The 14,435-nt window shown below is 57.8% G+C and carries 18 protein-coding genes; 14 read left to right on the plus strand and 4 right to left on the minus strand.

What is annotated here, in order from left to right; genetic code table 11:
* Window positions 1-348 precede the first annotated feature (348 nt).
* The 11 genes from ACVIYL_RS03260 to ACVIYL_RS03310 all read left to right on the plus strand — a co-directional run bounded on the left by ACVIYL_RS03260 (window position 349) and on the right by ACVIYL_RS03310 (window position 9,113).
* On the plus strand, window positions 349-1,248 hold the full coding sequence (locus ACVIYL_RS03260; protein WP_456777725.1) for a hypothetical protein: 900 nt from the start codon (window positions 349-351) through the stop codon (window positions 1,246-1,248).
* The gene (locus tag ACVIYL_RS03265; RefSeq protein ID WP_456777726.1) at window positions 1,245-1,997 is read left to right on the plus strand and encodes a hypothetical protein; all 753 of its coding nucleotides are present in this window, start codon (window positions 1,245-1,247) and stop codon (window positions 1,995-1,997) included. Before ACVIYL_RS03260 ends, ACVIYL_RS03265 begins: the two co-directional genes overlap by 4 nt.
* A 235-nt stretch (window positions 1,998-2,232) precedes the next feature.
* Window positions 2,233-2,499 carry a hypothetical protein gene (locus ACVIYL_RS03270; protein ID WP_456777727.1) on the plus strand — a complete coding sequence of 89 codons (267 nt, stop codon included), beginning with the start codon at window positions 2,233-2,235 and terminating at the stop codon, window positions 2,497-2,499.
* Window positions 2,500-2,542: 43 nt separating this feature from the next.
* Window positions 2,543-3,067 (plus strand): hypothetical protein, encoded by a 525-nt coding sequence (locus ACVIYL_RS03275; RefSeq protein WP_456777728.1) that lies wholly within the window; start codon window positions 2,543-2,545, stop codon window positions 3,065-3,067.
* 3 nt (window positions 3,068-3,070) lie between these two features.
* Complete coding sequence (locus ACVIYL_RS03280) at window positions 3,071-3,307, plus strand: hypothetical protein (protein ID WP_456777729.1); 237 nt, start codon at window positions 3,071-3,073, stop codon at window positions 3,305-3,307.
* A gap of 11 nt (window positions 3,308-3,318) precedes the next feature.
* The gene (locus ACVIYL_RS03285; protein WP_456777730.1) at window positions 3,319-4,077 is read left to right on the plus strand and encodes a hypothetical protein; all 759 of its coding nucleotides are present in this window, start codon (window positions 3,319-3,321) and stop codon (window positions 4,075-4,077) included.
* The gene (locus ACVIYL_RS03290; protein ID WP_456777731.1) at window positions 4,074-4,313 is read left to right on the plus strand and encodes a hypothetical protein; all 240 of its coding nucleotides are present in this window, start codon (window positions 4,074-4,076) and stop codon (window positions 4,311-4,313) included. Before ACVIYL_RS03285 ends, ACVIYL_RS03290 begins: the two co-directional genes overlap by 4 nt.
* A 225-nt stretch (window positions 4,314-4,538) precedes the next feature.
* The gene (locus ACVIYL_RS03295) at window positions 4,539-4,868 is read left to right on the plus strand and encodes a hypothetical protein (protein ID WP_456777732.1); all 330 of its coding nucleotides are present in this window, start codon (window positions 4,539-4,541) and stop codon (window positions 4,866-4,868) included.
* A 193-nt stretch (window positions 4,869-5,061) separates the two neighbouring features.
* Window positions 5,062-6,003, plus strand: coding sequence for a hypothetical protein (locus ACVIYL_RS03300; RefSeq protein ID WP_456777733.1), 942 nt, complete (start codon window positions 5,062-5,064; stop codon window positions 6,001-6,003).
* Between the two features lie 4 nt (window positions 6,004-6,007).
* On the plus strand, window positions 6,008-6,649 hold the full coding sequence (locus tag ACVIYL_RS03305) for an ATP-dependent Clp protease proteolytic subunit (RefSeq protein ID WP_456777734.1): 642 nt from the start codon (window positions 6,008-6,010) through the stop codon (window positions 6,647-6,649).
* Window positions 6,650-7,466: 817 nt separating this feature from the next.
* A complete protein-coding gene (locus ACVIYL_RS03310; RefSeq protein WP_456777735.1) occupies window positions 7,467-9,113 on the plus strand; it encodes a recombinase family protein in 1,647 nt (548 codons plus the stop codon).
* A gap of 176 nt (window positions 9,114-9,289) precedes the next feature.
* Here the strand turns inward: ACVIYL_RS03310 and ACVIYL_RS03315 are convergent, their stop codons facing one another.
* Genes ACVIYL_RS03315 through ACVIYL_RS03325 form a run of 3 tightly spaced genes read right to left on the minus strand, consistent with a single transcriptional unit; the run spans window position 9,290 to window position 10,880 of the window.
* On the minus strand, window positions 9,290-9,970 hold the full coding sequence (locus ACVIYL_RS03315) for a hypothetical protein (protein ID WP_456777736.1): 681 nt from the start codon (window positions 9,968-9,970) through the stop codon (window positions 9,290-9,292).
* A gap of 15 nt (window positions 9,971-9,985) precedes the next feature.
* Window positions 9,986-10,408 carry a hypothetical protein gene (locus tag ACVIYL_RS03320; RefSeq protein WP_456777737.1) on the minus strand — a complete coding sequence of 141 codons (423 nt, stop codon included), beginning with the start codon at window positions 10,406-10,408 and terminating at the stop codon, window positions 9,986-9,988.
* Window positions 10,395-10,880 carry a hypothetical protein gene (locus tag ACVIYL_RS03325; protein ID WP_456777738.1) on the minus strand — a complete coding sequence of 162 codons (486 nt, stop codon included), beginning with the start codon at window positions 10,878-10,880 and terminating at the stop codon, window positions 10,395-10,397. Before ACVIYL_RS03325 ends, ACVIYL_RS03320 begins: the two co-directional genes overlap by 14 nt.
* 161 nt (window positions 10,881-11,041) lie before the next feature.
* On the opposite strand from ACVIYL_RS03325, the gene ACVIYL_RS03330 reads away from it, so the two are divergent.
* Together ACVIYL_RS03330 and ACVIYL_RS03335 are read left to right on the plus strand one after the other, a co-directional pair.
* Window positions 11,042-11,833 (plus strand): hypothetical protein, encoded by a 792-nt coding sequence (locus ACVIYL_RS03330; RefSeq protein ID WP_456777739.1) that lies wholly within the window; start codon window positions 11,042-11,044, stop codon window positions 11,831-11,833.
* Window positions 11,834-12,041: 208 nt separating this feature from the next.
* A complete protein-coding gene (locus ACVIYL_RS03335; protein ID WP_456777740.1) occupies window positions 12,042-12,428 on the plus strand; it encodes a hypothetical protein in 387 nt (128 codons plus the stop codon).
* Window positions 12,429-12,525: 97 nt separating this feature from the next.
* On the opposite strand, the gene ACVIYL_RS03340 is transcribed toward ACVIYL_RS03335, so the two are convergent.
* Window positions 12,526-13,140 (minus strand): hypothetical protein, encoded by a 615-nt coding sequence (locus tag ACVIYL_RS03340; protein WP_456777741.1) that lies wholly within the window; start codon window positions 13,138-13,140, stop codon window positions 12,526-12,528.
* Window positions 13,141-13,719: 579 nt separating this feature from the next.
* Between ACVIYL_RS03340 and ACVIYL_RS03345 the strand changes: the two genes are divergently transcribed.
* On the plus strand, window positions 13,720-14,412 hold the full coding sequence (locus ACVIYL_RS03345; protein ID WP_456777742.1) for a hypothetical protein: 693 nt from the start codon (window positions 13,720-13,722) through the stop codon (window positions 14,410-14,412).
* Window positions 14,413-14,435: the final 23 nt, after the last annotated feature.

The raw sequence follows: 14,435 nt of genomic DNA on the forward strand, positions 1-14,435 counted from the left end.
CCCCTACCATGTCAACGAAGCTGCGAGGCCAGGAAACGCATTCCGGTCAGATGCTTACGCTGCTGTTCACGGTAGAACGTCGGTAGATCAGACCGCGAACGGAGCGTCGGTAGATCAGACCGCGAACGGAGCGGGTGCAGCGCGCAAATCACGCGCAAGCTACGCTCCTCCTAAAAGCGAAGGGGCCGCCCGGCCAGGCAGCCCCCGCAATTTGGATCGCTTCAGCACCGACAACTTACACCACCACGATGATCTCGCCAACAGGCGAGCGTCGCGTGTCGCGCGGACGTTCTTGATCGGCTACGAGCTCGCATCCGCCATAGCGGCTCTGGCTTGGGGATGCGCAAGATGACCCGCATCCTGAAGCCCGCCATGATGGCGCGCGGCTACGTCGCCATGCCGCGATCTATATTCGACGACGAACCCTTTCCCTCGGAGCCATACTCACAACGCGAGGCGTTTCTTTTCCTGGTCGCAGCCGCGGCCTGGAAGCCCAGACAGGAGCGTGTCGGTCGTGCGATCGTCGACCTAGAGCGCGGTCAGGTGGCTGCATCCACGAGGTTTCTGGCGGCCAAATGGGGATGGTCTGAGGCCAAGGTCAGGCGGTGCTTGAACCGTCTTTCTGGGCGACGCAGTAGCGACGCACCAATTGACGCACCTTCAAATGGAATGAGCGACGCACTGATTGACGCAGTGTCCACGAGGGACATTACCGTCATAACCATCAGAAATTACGATCAATTCAACCGGCCAGCCGCAGACGGAAGCGGCGACAGTGACGCACCGAGCGACGCAGCAGATGACGCGCCTGCTGACGCGCCCTCTGTTTCAAAATCGACGCAAAGAGGAGAAGGGATAAAAGAAGATAATAGTATTAATAATATTCCGTTCGCTGAAGCGAACGGCGGCGAGCGCGATGCCAGCGCAAGCAACGTTGTCGTCCTGCGAAGGCAGGATCCGCCGGATGGGCCATCGGAGGTTTCACCAACCCCGGCCGGCGTGCTCTTCGGCCAGTGCCGCAGGTATCTCGAGCAGGCCGCGGAAAAAACGCCCGACCAAGCCCGCCGAATAGTCGGTAGTTGGCGCAAGCACCACAGCGACGGCCAGATCATCGACGCGATTAGCCGGGCACAGAGGCAGGAGGCGCAGGATCCGGTGGCGTTCATCAACGGCTGCCTGCGGCAGCAGGCCCGGCCTGTCGGTGGCGCTATGTCGGCTATTGCCGCGATCGAGGGGGTCCGACTATGACCCCCGACCTGAAGGTAATCGACAACACCGCCGGTTCAGACCTGGAGGTAATCGGCCGGATTTCCGGCGCGCTGCTCGACCTGATCATCCGGGCCCCCGTCGCTACATCCATGGCGTTCGTCCGGCAGATCGAGGGTGCCATCGTTGAGGCGGATGCCATCGCTCGGTCCGTATCGATGCCGGCCATTAAGGCCGAAGTCTCGGCATTGCGGCGTCTAGCCGAACCGCAGGAGATCAAGCGCCAGCTCCAGATCCTGATCGGTGCCTTCCCGAACGCTAGCAAACAGGATCTCTCGATCTACGGCGTTGCGCTCCTGGAGGACGTCGTCGGCGAGCGCCCTGCTGTCAGCGCTCTGGTCAAGGCCTGCAGAGAACTCCGCCGTACCAGCAACTTCGTGCCGACCATCAGCGAAGTCCTAGCCGAGTTAGGCAAACAGTCCAGCCGGCTGGACGACCTCGCGGCCGACGTCGGGTCGTTCCATGAGCAGATCGACCGGGCCAAGGCAGCGGCGTCCGAGGCTAAAGCCAGGATCGAGCGCGACTTCGAGCGGCGTGTCGGTTCCTGCATGAGGCTGCTGCGGGGCGGAGACACCTGTCGGTGGGCAAGTGATGACGTCCTGGCCGAGGCTCGCGGGCGTCTGGCGGCGACGCAGGTCGACGACGCCACGGCGGAGGCGAACTGTAAGCGGCTGGAGCCACTCCTGAGGCTGCAGGCCATGCCCAGGAAGGACACCGGATGGTCGGAATGAGAAGAAGATCCCTGCCCCATGCAAACCGCATGCGGCGCCGGCCCCACCTTGGCGGTACCGTTCGCGTCACGCCTATACGGAGCCGGTTGGCGGATGAGGAGCCGGCCTACACCGTGAGTTGGCACTCATCCGGCGGTGCGCTCTGTTGGCTCTCGCCGCGTATCGCGTCTGAAGACGCTGCGGACGTAGCGGCGGCCGTACTGGCCGCCTTCGCACAAGCGGTGCTGGCGCGCGGATGAGCCTAACCGATAGTCCCCCTTGCAATGCGCTGACTGCGAAAAAGCGCCGGCATGCACTTCAGGCGAAAGAATCGCGCGACCGCAAAAAGGCCGGGCTCATCAAAGTATGGATCACGGTACCGCGCGGCGGTGCCGTCGACTTCCTGCACGACCGTGGACTCCTCAAAGAATGGTCCCTGGATAACGCCAGCGTATCCGAAATTGGTGACGCCTTCTCGAAGTTCATTGAGGTTAGCCGGTTGCTCGACGACGGTGACGCGTGACGTGTCACGCGGTTTGACGAGCGAGATGGAGTAAACATCCCGCATGATTACACCGGACCAAATCAAAGCGACAGCGCGAGCAGCTATGCCGCCAGACATGGCGGCGGCAGAGACCGAGCTCCACGAAATCGAAACGGCGCAGGCGGACCTCTGCTCGAAGATCGCCGCCGACCAAGGCATCGCCTGCGGGACCCACCAGGCTTGGGGGAGAGCCAACTCGCTGGACGATCGGCGCGCGGCACAGGTGCGGCTCGATGGGTTGAATGCAGAGGCCGCCCGACTCGATCGATCGGCGGCGGAAGTGCGCGCCCGAATTCGGGAACATGGAGGCGAAAACGCGATTGCCGTCCGTGATGCGATGACGCCTCTCCGCAAAGCCGCCGCTCAGCGCATTGTTTCTACCATCGATGATTTGTGCGTTGCCATCGCGGCGTTGAACGCAACCGGGTTGGCGCTACGCGAAACCGGGACGTCTGCTGTGTTCATGCCGGCCCCGTTGCTGGCTGGCATGCGCGAGATTGCCCAATCAATTGCTAGTGCCAAAACTCCATCAGAGGAAAAACGTTGACCCATGCCGCTGCCCGTCGTTCGACTATCGAAACAGAAACACCGCGTAGCTCGAATCTCGCCTGAGATTCAGGATCTGTTTCGCATCCGCAACTTGCGCCGCGAATTAGCGCGCGATCTCGATCTTGCTCGAGTCGGTGAGTTTCGGCCGATGGAGTATCGAGCGCGTCACTTGGCCAGAATCGAGCTCGACTTTGAGCGTCGATACGGCCGCGCGCCCGATCTTCGGAAGATTGGGTGATCCGACTAGCAATGCCGAGCCTTTCGGAAATCGAAAAGAAAATCGCTGCGCTTCGCCAGCGGTATGCCGAGCTGGATGCTAAATCCATCCAGAACGGCAAGTGGGATGGTGCCGCGCTCTCGGCGATGACCGTCGTCGAGGCCGAGATCAAGCGCCTCGAAAGAGATCGCGAGAAGGCGCTCGTCTCCGACCTGATCGGCGAGGTATCAACAGAACAGACGAAGCGCCATTCGCCACCGCCGCGCGCCGCATCGCTGCCGATGCCGGTGTTCGCGACTAAAAATGCGGAGTTGTGCGATCCGCTCGTTGGGCTGGAACGGCTTCCGAAGACTGACGAGGATCGAGTCGACCTCTGGCTGACGCTTTCCCAATGGTGCTGCGAGCAGGTCAATTCCGATTTGGAAGGGCGCCAAAAGGCATTGGATCAAAATATTCCGGTCGCCTTTACGCAAGGACTTTTCCGCAGCCTGATCGTCCAGCTTGGCGCATTGCAGGCCGAATACCGATGGTTGGTCGCGATGGGACGCGACCGGCGCAAGAGTCTCGAAGAGACCTTGTTGAAGCGGATCGAGGCTCTCGAGGCGAGGCCGCAGCTAAAATACGAGGGCGTATGGAGCGGTGAAAAGGTCTACGGCGCTGGCATGCTCGTCACCGATGGCGGATCGATGTTCCACGCCAATCGCGCAACGATCGGCGAGAGACCTGGCTCGGGCAGCGACACATGGACACTGGCCGTCAAGCGCGGTCGAGACGGAAGGGACGTGAAATGACGATGAAATCTCAAGACGTGGCGTTTGCTGGTGCCTGCATGAGACTGAACCTTGAGATCCTCGATCGCGGCGGGCCCTACCCGCCGACCGTAGAGGCCGTGCTCTGCGAAGACGGTCGCACCGTCATGCTGCAGGCGCCTGACGGGCAAGGGAGCTGGATCGCGGCATCTTACGAGCTCGACGAACCGACCAGCGAGGAAGAATTTGATGCACTCCGTCGCGACCTACTCGGTTGAGAGAGCTACCCCAGGGGGGTAGCTGGTTAAAAGAGCCGGCCGATCTAGGGTTCCACCGCACGGGTCGTCGCCCGCAGTTTTTTTCCTGCTGGGTAATTTCTCAACGGATATCAAACGAAATCAAACACCGACGAAAGCACCGTGATTGCAACGAGTTGTCTACTTCGATCGATCTGACTGAGCGAGCCAGACAATTCAAAACATTCAAACGCGATAGGAAAGTTGATGGAAAAATCAAAAGGGCGCGGTGGTCGCCGTCCCGGAGCTGGTCGGAAGCCGGGAAGCCGAAACACGTTGCGACAGGACTCAACCGTCGACCTATTCCCCGGAGCGGCCGGCGCGATCGTGAAAGCCCTTGCTTCCGCGCAACAATATCAATTCATCGCGGCAATGCAGGCCCTCGAGGCGCCCTTGAGCGAAACTCGCGCCGCGCTCCAGCAGTCCGAACAGCAGTTCGCTGACGAGTGGGCCGGCTTTCTGCTCGATATATCACCGTATTACGACCACAACGTCGAGGAGGTGAAAGCCCTTCATCGCCGGAGCCAGCAGAAATGAAGTTGCCGACCGCGGACGGACCGGCGGCGAACGTCGAGGCCGAGCGAGACTCGTTCTTGCTCGGCCTCGCAAAGCGCAATCTCAATCGAAGGTAAATTGGATGGCCGCTAGATTCTGGAAGGCTCAGCCCGCGTCGGCGATTGCCGACAACGGGTCCGGAAAGTGCCGCGTCACCGTCGCGTCGACAACGGGCATGACGACAGGCGACTCGCGACTGTTTTTCGGGTTTACAGGCACGACGGGATTGAACGGTACGCAGACAATCACTGTCATTGACGGCACCCATCTAGATGTCACTGCGGTTAGCTTCGTGGCCACCGGAGCTGGATCTATCAACGGATTTTGGGATACCACCAACGCCAACAACTGGGTCTCGTCCAGCGGAGGAACGGACTACGGGCAGACAGTGCCAAGCTCTGCCGATAACGCCACCTTTGACGCCAATTCCGGCGGCGGAACGGTCACGGTGAATTTCGGCGGCACAATCTCGCTTGTCGGCCTGACGATGGGGGCATTCACCGGGACGTTCGACAACAGCGTCAACAACAACAATATCACATGCTCGGGGGCGACGAACCCATTCAATCTGTCGGGCACGGGAACGCGAACCATCAAGCTCGGCACTGCCACATATGCGATCACTCACGGCGGAGGGTCGTGGCAGATGGGCACCACGACCAATCTGACATTCCAGGGAAGTTCGGCGGCGATCGTTTTTACCGGCGGGGCCGGCGGCAAAACGTTCAATGGTGGTAGTCAGACATATGGAGCTTTGACTCTTGGTTCTACGCCCGGCACGGGCATCTTATTCATTAACGGCTCCAATACGTTCGGAACATTTGCAGTTACGGCGCCGTGTTTTGTCCAGCTACAGAGCGCCTCGACGACTACGCTAACCGGCGCCGTGACCATTGTCGGGAGTTCGAGCTCACAAATCGGAATCTCTGCAGAGGACAACAATACTACAGCGACGCTTGCGCTTGCTGGTGGGTCCACTTTCCAGTGGTGCGGATTCCGCGGCGTCATATTCACTGGATCACCTACGATCACCAGCAGCTTTGATCTGGGCAACAATAGCGGTGCGACGATTAGCGGGCCGTCCTCTGGCGGCGGTAGCGCTGGTGTGATCGGCTAGGCCCATGCGGGAGATGGTCTACCAGATCCGTGCGATACCCCGCCGCGAGCCTAAGCCGCTTCCCACATTCCCGGGCCCTCGGACCCGGCCAGTAGGTGAAGGACCGCCCCTGCGCCTTCTGCTCTTCTCAGCAGTGCACGATGCCGTCGACGTTGCCTTGGGGCGCGTTCCCGAGCGAGACACTTCCGTCTATCTGCGAGCCATCCGCAAGGCGGGTAATCGCACCATTCTGTGCTTAATCGACTGCGTCGGCGGTGACGGGGATGGCGCGCTATTCATTGCGCAGGCGCTCCTGGAGCATCCGTACCGCGTAGCCTGTCAGATTGTCGGCCGCTGCTCGAGCGCCGCGGTCATGATCGCGTTGGCGGCTGATCGTCGAGACATCGTTGCTGACGGCAGTGTGTTGATTCATCGCTCAATGCGTCTTGCGGTCCAATCGCAATTCGACGCCATGCGGAGGCTGCCGGCGGCGGACAAAGAGGCCATCAACGAGTCGCTGAATGACACCGACGATGCTATTGCTTCGTTGTTGGTAACGCGACTTGGCGTCGCTGAGCAAATGGCCAGGCAATGGATGATTGAGGACAGCCGGTGGTCCGCAACCGAAGCGTTAGAGCGCGGCTTTGTCGAAGAAATCATCAATTAAGGAGAAATAACGTGGTCGATTTCACTGCGGAATCCATTCTTCAGTGCGACATTTCATCTCTGACTGAGCCGCCTCCGACTGAGACTGGAGATTGGGTGGTGACATTCGCGGGGGTACCGTCTTCCGAAGGCCAGGCAGATTGGGGCGGGAATACTCAGCGGCAAGTTCTAGGCGGCGCGGCGCTATCCGCTTCCGGCACTCAGGCCCGGGTGACTTTCACTGCAGGTATCGAAGTGGGCTGCGAAATTGGAAGCGTTTACATCGGGCACCAGCGCCCTCTGGCGATGTTTACGACTTCGACGGAAACCAGGCTCAGCTCTTCTTCACTGGATCGCCGTCAGTCTCGGTCAGTGCGGGCGCGTCTGTCGTCAGTGACGCTGCGGTCTTTGCGCTGGATGCGACGAGAAATCTCGTCATCGCAATCTGGTATTCTGGCACAAGCGGTATTCGTTCCGTTGGTGGGGCAACTGGTTCGTCCAATTGGTTCAAGGAGGGAGTCGACGACACAGCGACGACCAACGCAACTGGATACCACTTCGACACCGCGCCGGCCTGTCGTTGCGTGAGCAAAATCGAGGTGAGAACCTGATGGCCGCTGGCCCTGACCAGTAGCATGGGCTCCCCCTGTTCTACCTTCTCGCTAGCTTCTCGCAACCTGATAGGTGTCCGCAAGCGCGCGGGGACAATCCCCCCAAAGGGGATGGATTTTTAAAGGCAACCATATCGCTTGTGTGGCGTGAGCTGCGGTCCTAGTTTTTGTAGTCGCTCAATGGCTTGAATGAGATGATGCAGATAATCGTCATTTCGGGAGGAGCGAATGGCCAACTCGCTCATTGTGCGCAAGGACCATCTACCTCAAGCACAGAAGACACATCGGGCGGCACAATACGTCCGAATGTCCACTGACCTCCAGAAATACTCGACTGAAAACCAGGCGGCTGTTATCGCAGCTTACGCTGCCATTCATGGGCTTACGATCGTTCGCACTTACCGCGACGATGGAGAAAGCGGTCTTAAAATCGAGAAGCGAGCCGGCTTGACCGCGCTGATCCGTGACGTCCAGTCTGGCGAAGCTGACTTCGGTCACCTGTTGATCCTGGATGTTAGTCGCTGGGGACGGTTTCAAGACGTCGACGAGAGCGCGCACTATGAATTCCTCTGTCGGAAGGCAGGCATCAAGGTAGTCTATTGCGCCGAGCAATTCGACAATGATGGCAGCCTTCTGTCGAGCATTGTCAAAAATATCAAGCGGGTGATGGCGGCGGAGTACAGCCGGGAGCTTTCAGGCAAGGTCCATGCGGGAGCTTTGCGGTTGGCGGGGCTAGGCTTCAAGATGGGCGGCTCAGCCCCCTATGGATTGCAGCGACTGGTCGTAGACGAACACTCAACTCCAAAGGGATTACTTGGCCGGGGCGAGCGCAAATTTCTGGCGTCAGATCGTGTACGACTTTGCCGGGGAAGGCCGGATCAGACGAAAGTCGTGAGATGGATCTACGAGCAGTATCTGAGTGGAAATTCGCCAAGTGGTATCGCGCGCGAACTCAATCGGCGAGGGATTGTAAACGGCCGAGGCGATCCGTGGTGCAGGAATGCGATACGTGATCTTCTTCGAAACGAAGCATATATCGGTACTTTCATTTACAATCGCACGACGGAAAAGCTGGAGACAAAGAGAGCGCGTAACCCACAGTCCCTCTGGATCAGGAAGGAAGGCATCATCGAGCCTACCGTCGAGCGAAACGTGTTCCTGCGCGTGCAGAAGGTTATGGCGGCACGGCGGCTCATCAAAATCCCAGAGGAGGAAATGCTGCTAAGGCTTAGAAAGCTGCTGATGAAGAAAGGCAAGCTGAGTTCAGGGATTATCGACGAGTGCCCTGGCATGCCCTCAGTCTCCTCGTTTTTGGCTCACTTCGGCACGCTTAAAAACGTTTATCGACTGATTGGCTACACGGGCAATCAACACTATTGGGACAAACTCGCCGCGCACAAGCAATGGGTCGAATTCCATCTTCAAAATGCAGTTCGTCTTCGGGTTGCCCTCGAACAGGCGGGGTCGTTTGCTAGACTTGATCGCTCGGCCAAGTGTTTGAGGTTGGATAAGGCTGAGAACGTCAGCTTTCGGGTCGCCAGATGGTGCAAATATGGGGGCCGAGTGGTGCACTGGATGATGCGTAATCGCGTGCGCCGGCTAGAGGGGTGGGTGGTTATTTTGAGACTGGGCGAAAACAACCAATCGCCCCTCGATTATCTTCTGCTGCCGTCGGCGTCGCTGTTGTTTAATGGCCCTTGGTTTCGGGTCTCCGAAGAATCTCGGGCGGCCCACAACATAGAGCGCTTCGATACTTTTGAAGAGTTATCTCGATCGCTCGTTAAGGGGCTCTGCAAAACAACGCGCGCCACTCGATACAAGTCGAACAAGGCGGTGGTCGATATGTCCAAGAGAGGGTGCCCGCGAGCCACCTAGGCCAGCGCGCGCAGCGGCAACAAGGGAAGGGTTGCGCTAAGGAGGAATTGGCAGCGGTTTAGCCAGAGACGCCCTTGGCGAAATTGATCACCTCGCCCCAGTCCAACCGGGTATCGACCCAGCCGACCTTTCCAACCGCAACCCATTTCGGTGATGATGCGGCGACTCGGGCGCCGTCAGACTGACACGCCCATGAACATCTTCTCGATCTTACCCAGCAGTTCTAAGTGAGCTTTCGTGTGCATCGCTGCGTTCGAGTAGTACCTTCGCCGTGATAGTGGGACCGTAGTGCGGGATTCTAGGATCAACTTAGGTCTTTGATTTTGGCCGACCGTGGAATCGTCAAGGGAGATATCTAGCCTGCTAACCTCGGCCGGGTGAGCGGTATCCTGCGGCGCGTTCAAGTACTCTCTGACGAGTGAGAATAATTCGGCCTGATGGGCAAAAAGCTTGCTCACCGACTCGGCGAATTCAACGGTTAGAATGCTAACGTTGATCTTCTTGATGTCGGAAACTGGACGCCTAAACCCGAGCTCTTCAATAAGAAAGCTCGTGATATCTTCTAAAAACGCAGTTGCCCGCTCTGTCGTGTTGGACTGAGCAACAATTCCATCATTGTAGGCTACGAACTCGGTAATTCCGATACTCTCACCTTCATAAGAGAACGAACCAAGTGCGAACTTGAGCCCATTCTTATCAACATCTTCCTTGGTCGGGTTCTGGGGGAATGTTCTGAAATTGTAGCGATCAGCTACCTGCTGGATTGTTGCGATTCCATCGGAGCCGGCTAAGGGCAAGAATTCCTCAGTGGGAAAAAGCCACGTTGAGCGACATGTATCCAGGGAGATCAGTTCCATCGTGCGGTCTCGATATTACGCGTACGCTGCTTCGCGAGCACTTGAAGCTTTCTTTCGATCCTTTTCACCCCCCTGAAGGGGATCAAGTGCGCTTGCGCGCTCCTTTTGATTGTCTGGATCAATGGTGACAGGTGCGTGAGCTGACGGCGGAATGATTTCATTATCGCCATCCGGGATCGGGCGGGCCTCAAAATGCGGCTCCCATCCAATAGCCCAAAGTATTTCTGCCACGCGTTTAATACCAATATTCTCCAGTCCCATTATCTGCCGATTGATTACCGCACGACTAGTTTCAAGAATATTTGCGATCTCTTGTTGTGTGATTTTTCTGCGCGACTTTTCAGTCGCAAGTGCACGCTGCAATTCGTCGCGCACGTCCGACAGAAACCGCGATCCGGCTCGTTCTTTCTCGCCAATGTCAAAGCTAAATGAGGGCATCATAGTCTCCGGTCGCAAACGCGGGGGGATCAAGAGCTATTCGGTCTCGAATCCAAACGACGCGATTGCGCGCTTCGTCGTAGGATTCTTTCGGTGGGATGCCGTTCTGCGATTTATAGTCATCCGCAAGGCCGGCAAAAGTAGCGATAAATATCTTGGGGCGGTAGATCCAACCAAAAACCCGAAGGTCAGCAGTCTTCATCTCCCAAACACCATGCGCAGCAGGTCTAAGGTTTGAAAAGGCTCGGCCGTATTCCATGGGCCGCCCCGAGTTCCATTTCCTCAAAAGCGTGTCCATTTGTGCTGCGGGCGTCTCGGTCGCTTCTACAACGCCGGTTTTAGCTCCGGGCAGAATGTCTCGAAGGAACTGGACCATCGAGGGCATCGCAAAGAACTTTCTTTCCTCGAATTCCCGCCTGCGCAGCGGCGTCGTTATCCGCGTCAGGATCGCGATTTTATCTAGTGTCGCCATTCAGGTCAACAATTGGTTGACTTTAAAGTCAACAAATGATAGTGGGAAAACGAAAAGGTGAGTCGGCTGATGCAACCGTGCCGCGTTCTGCAGATCCAAGCAATTAGACCTTGCGATCTGCCCCAGAGAATAGTCAAGGATTCGGTTACGGGTCTGAGCTGATGACTGACGCGTCGGGAGAATGTTGGATTTGCGGGAAGCTAGCCGATAGTCGCGAGCATATTTTCAAGAGCCGCGACCTTAGGCGCTTATTTGAGCAAGACGGCTACGAGTTCGAAAATCAGCCGTTCCATTTTGGCAAAGATGCACCGCGCCGCATCCCAGGCCCCAAATCCCGGTTGATGAAATATGCACCGTCTCTCTGCGGCGACTGCAACAGCAATAAAACTGCCGCCTGCGATCGAGCCTATGACCTTCTTTCTGACTGGCTTGACCAGTCCCAGGAGGACGGGGGACGCTCGGTGCTGCCACTCCAAGAGATATTCGGAGTTGATCACCAGGAAGAAATTCGAAATCTTCTGCGGTATTTTGCAAAGAGCCTGGGTTGTCGCATTCGCGATGCCAACGCCCACATGAGCGCTCTTTTTCCGAATCCCGTCAGTTGCAAAAACCTGGAGAGATTCCGCATATCGATCTCTCGAACCCAATTGTGGAGGATGTTGCCCGACTACAGGCCAGATATGCTCGATTCCTATCTTGGTAAGGGCGATCTTTTAGTCACCTATTCGCGCTCGGTCTTTGAAACGACCGGTCATCGGGAAGTAACGCGGGCAATCTGGCATGAGAACATCGGCCACTTTCAAATCAACCACTGGTTTAATATCGAACCACACCCAGCTTTCGGAAAGCCAATCGATGCGGGGGCGGCGACCTACGCGATCATCGCCAACGATTTTGACTTGTTCACTAATCGAGAGGTCAAGGAAAATTGGTTAAGCGCTCAAACGAACTGAAATTGATCTGACCAAATCCGACTGAACGCGTTCCTACTTCTTCTCCTCCAGTCCGAGGTTGCCCGTGATTTACGGTGGAGGACACTGGCCGAGCGGCTCGGACTGGCCGCCCCGTCATGGCCTTTCCCATTCCCTGTGGAATCCCACCGGCACTTCCCTCTAGGGTTGAGGGCTTGGTAGAACAGCTACTGTTTGGCGGAGGTCGCCTATGGACGGTTTCATTCTTTTTTCGGGCGTTTTCGGGATCGGCATTTTAATTTATCTGGTTGTACGCAGCGAGCGCGGCATGATGGCTTCCGAGTCCGCGGCACAAGCCGCGCAGGCCGCGTCCAAGAGCGGCGCTGAAGTTGCAGAAATCAGGGAAGAGATCACCGTCACAGGCTGGGGCACGTTCTCCCGATTCGGCTTGGGGCTCGGAATCCTTATCGAGACAATCGCGCTGTTCGGTGCGACATCCATCTTTCAGCAAATTCAGGCCGGCGTCGCCTTCATCGGTACCGCGATTGTTTGCGGCCTTGGCGTGGCTATGGGGCGAAGACGAACCTACCGCGTGTACCGCGCCGAGTCGAAGACCGGATCTGTTTTGCCAGAGTAGGACCGGCATAGGCTTTGCTATTGCCGGCGGTCGCGCCTGCTAAACATGTTTCGGGACCCTCGTGGAGCCTCGCAGAGGGGCGGCGGCGAGCGCGTCGTCATTTTGACAGTTTCGCATTTAGATCGGCGATCATTTCGCAAGTCGCGATGACGTGCTGCCTCAGTTCGATAAATCCATCAGTGAATTTGAAAATTTCGCGAGCGTTGAAGTTGTAGGCAGGCTCGCCAAGCGTTGGCCACTTTCGGGTGTTTGATTCTGACGGATACAAAAGATAGGTGTGTGGCCCGGTATGCATTTCGCTCTCCGGATCGGCGTCGTCTGCTTCTCGGACGGCACCATGAGCGACATCGTTGCGCCGGTCAGACCAACCACGATACGATTTTATCGCCTCAGTGACGTCCTTAAACGTGGTCGTGATCAGCTCATACTGGTCATCGAGCATGATCAGATTATCGAAGAACGCGCTTGATGCCAAATCGAGCATTTGCGCACGCATTTTAGCGCCGCTCACACCGCCGAAGGCGCGGATAGCTGGTCCGAGATGATATTGATCGGCACTACCCGTAAGATGCGCGAAGAGGTTGGCAACCTCAGCTTCGAGTTCTTCCCAAGCCGTGAGAGCTGCGCCAACGGCAATATAAATCTCCTGCTTTGTGTTGTCTCCACCACGAAAATCTGGAGTATAAGGCCTTTCCCAAGCTGCTGGCACCACTCTACTTACCTTTCGCCTTCAGCCCGATCTCGACGGGGCGGACCTGGGGTGTTTCTTCATTGCTTAACGTCGAACGCCGATTCTTCCGTGGCTGGGAGTCAAGAAGATCTGGCCGCGGTGGCAGTTGGGGTCGCGCATCAGGGCTCGGCTCTCTGGCGGGGTCATCTTGGACGTCCGCCAGTCGCTTGCGGCGGCTCACAAGTCCGATTAGGCCCGCAATCACAAGCAGTGCGCCCGCGACAATGAGCCAGTGCGGCATTTCCAGCCATCCCATCGCGGTCTTGATTATGTCCACCCTACTTCTTCGCCTTCAACCCCAGCGCTACCAAGCGCCGGATCGCGTGAGCGCGGGTAAGGGTCTTGTCGGAGGACGCTGCGATCCAAGCATCAATTGCGGCGAGTTCGGAGGGGTGCCACCGCTCGCCGACCTGAACCCCCTTGCCTGTTGGGGCGGGGCCGCGCTTTTTCTTTGGTACCACACTTGTCTTTGCCATAAACCGTGGTACCATAGAAGCAAGCCGAGGGGAAGCACGAACTTCCGCCCCGGCTCTAACCCCAAGCAAGCAAGGATTAGTTGCTATGCCCGAAGCTACTTTAAATAATAGCATAATCTCGTCGCGTCGCGGTTTCCTCTCCGGAGCCGCTGTCGCGGCCACCGGTGGCGCTGTCATGGCGCTGGCGGCAATCCCGCCCGCAGTAACCGCAGCGACACCCATGGCCGCCGTGGCCTGCCCTGATGCCGACCCAGTGTTCGCGCTGATCGCCCGCCACCGCGCCGAGGAGCGGGCCTACAGCGACGCGCTTATGGCTCTAAGTGAACTTTGCGAAACCCTCCCGGAGGAAGCCCGGCGCAGCACCCCGCGGGTCCAACTGGGTATGAAGGGCGGTGAGCCATACTACTTGCATACTCATGCGCAGATCGACGACCGGCTAGGGTTGATGCCGGACTTCGCCAGCACGCCTGAAATTAGGGCCAGACTTCACGCCGAACTCGATCGCGACAGGACCGAGCTATGGACCAAGCAGGACGAGAATGGCGTGACGGATGCCGATGGTCTGGTCTTGCAACTTTGCGAGTCTTGCCAAGAGTTAGAATGGGCGCTCGCCAACACGATGCCAACTTCCCTTGCCGGCGTCGCCGCAGTGCTGCGCTACGCCAATGAATGCGAGGACCAGGGCAACGAGTGGCCCGACACCGACACCATCGGCCGCGAGGGCTGGCATTACCAGCTGCGGCAGACGATGGCCGCTGCGGTGGTCAACTTGGCCTAGGCCGCAACTTTGAAAAACCGAAA

The sequence above is a fragment of the Bradyrhizobium sp. USDA 3315 genome, from assembly GCF_054056795.1.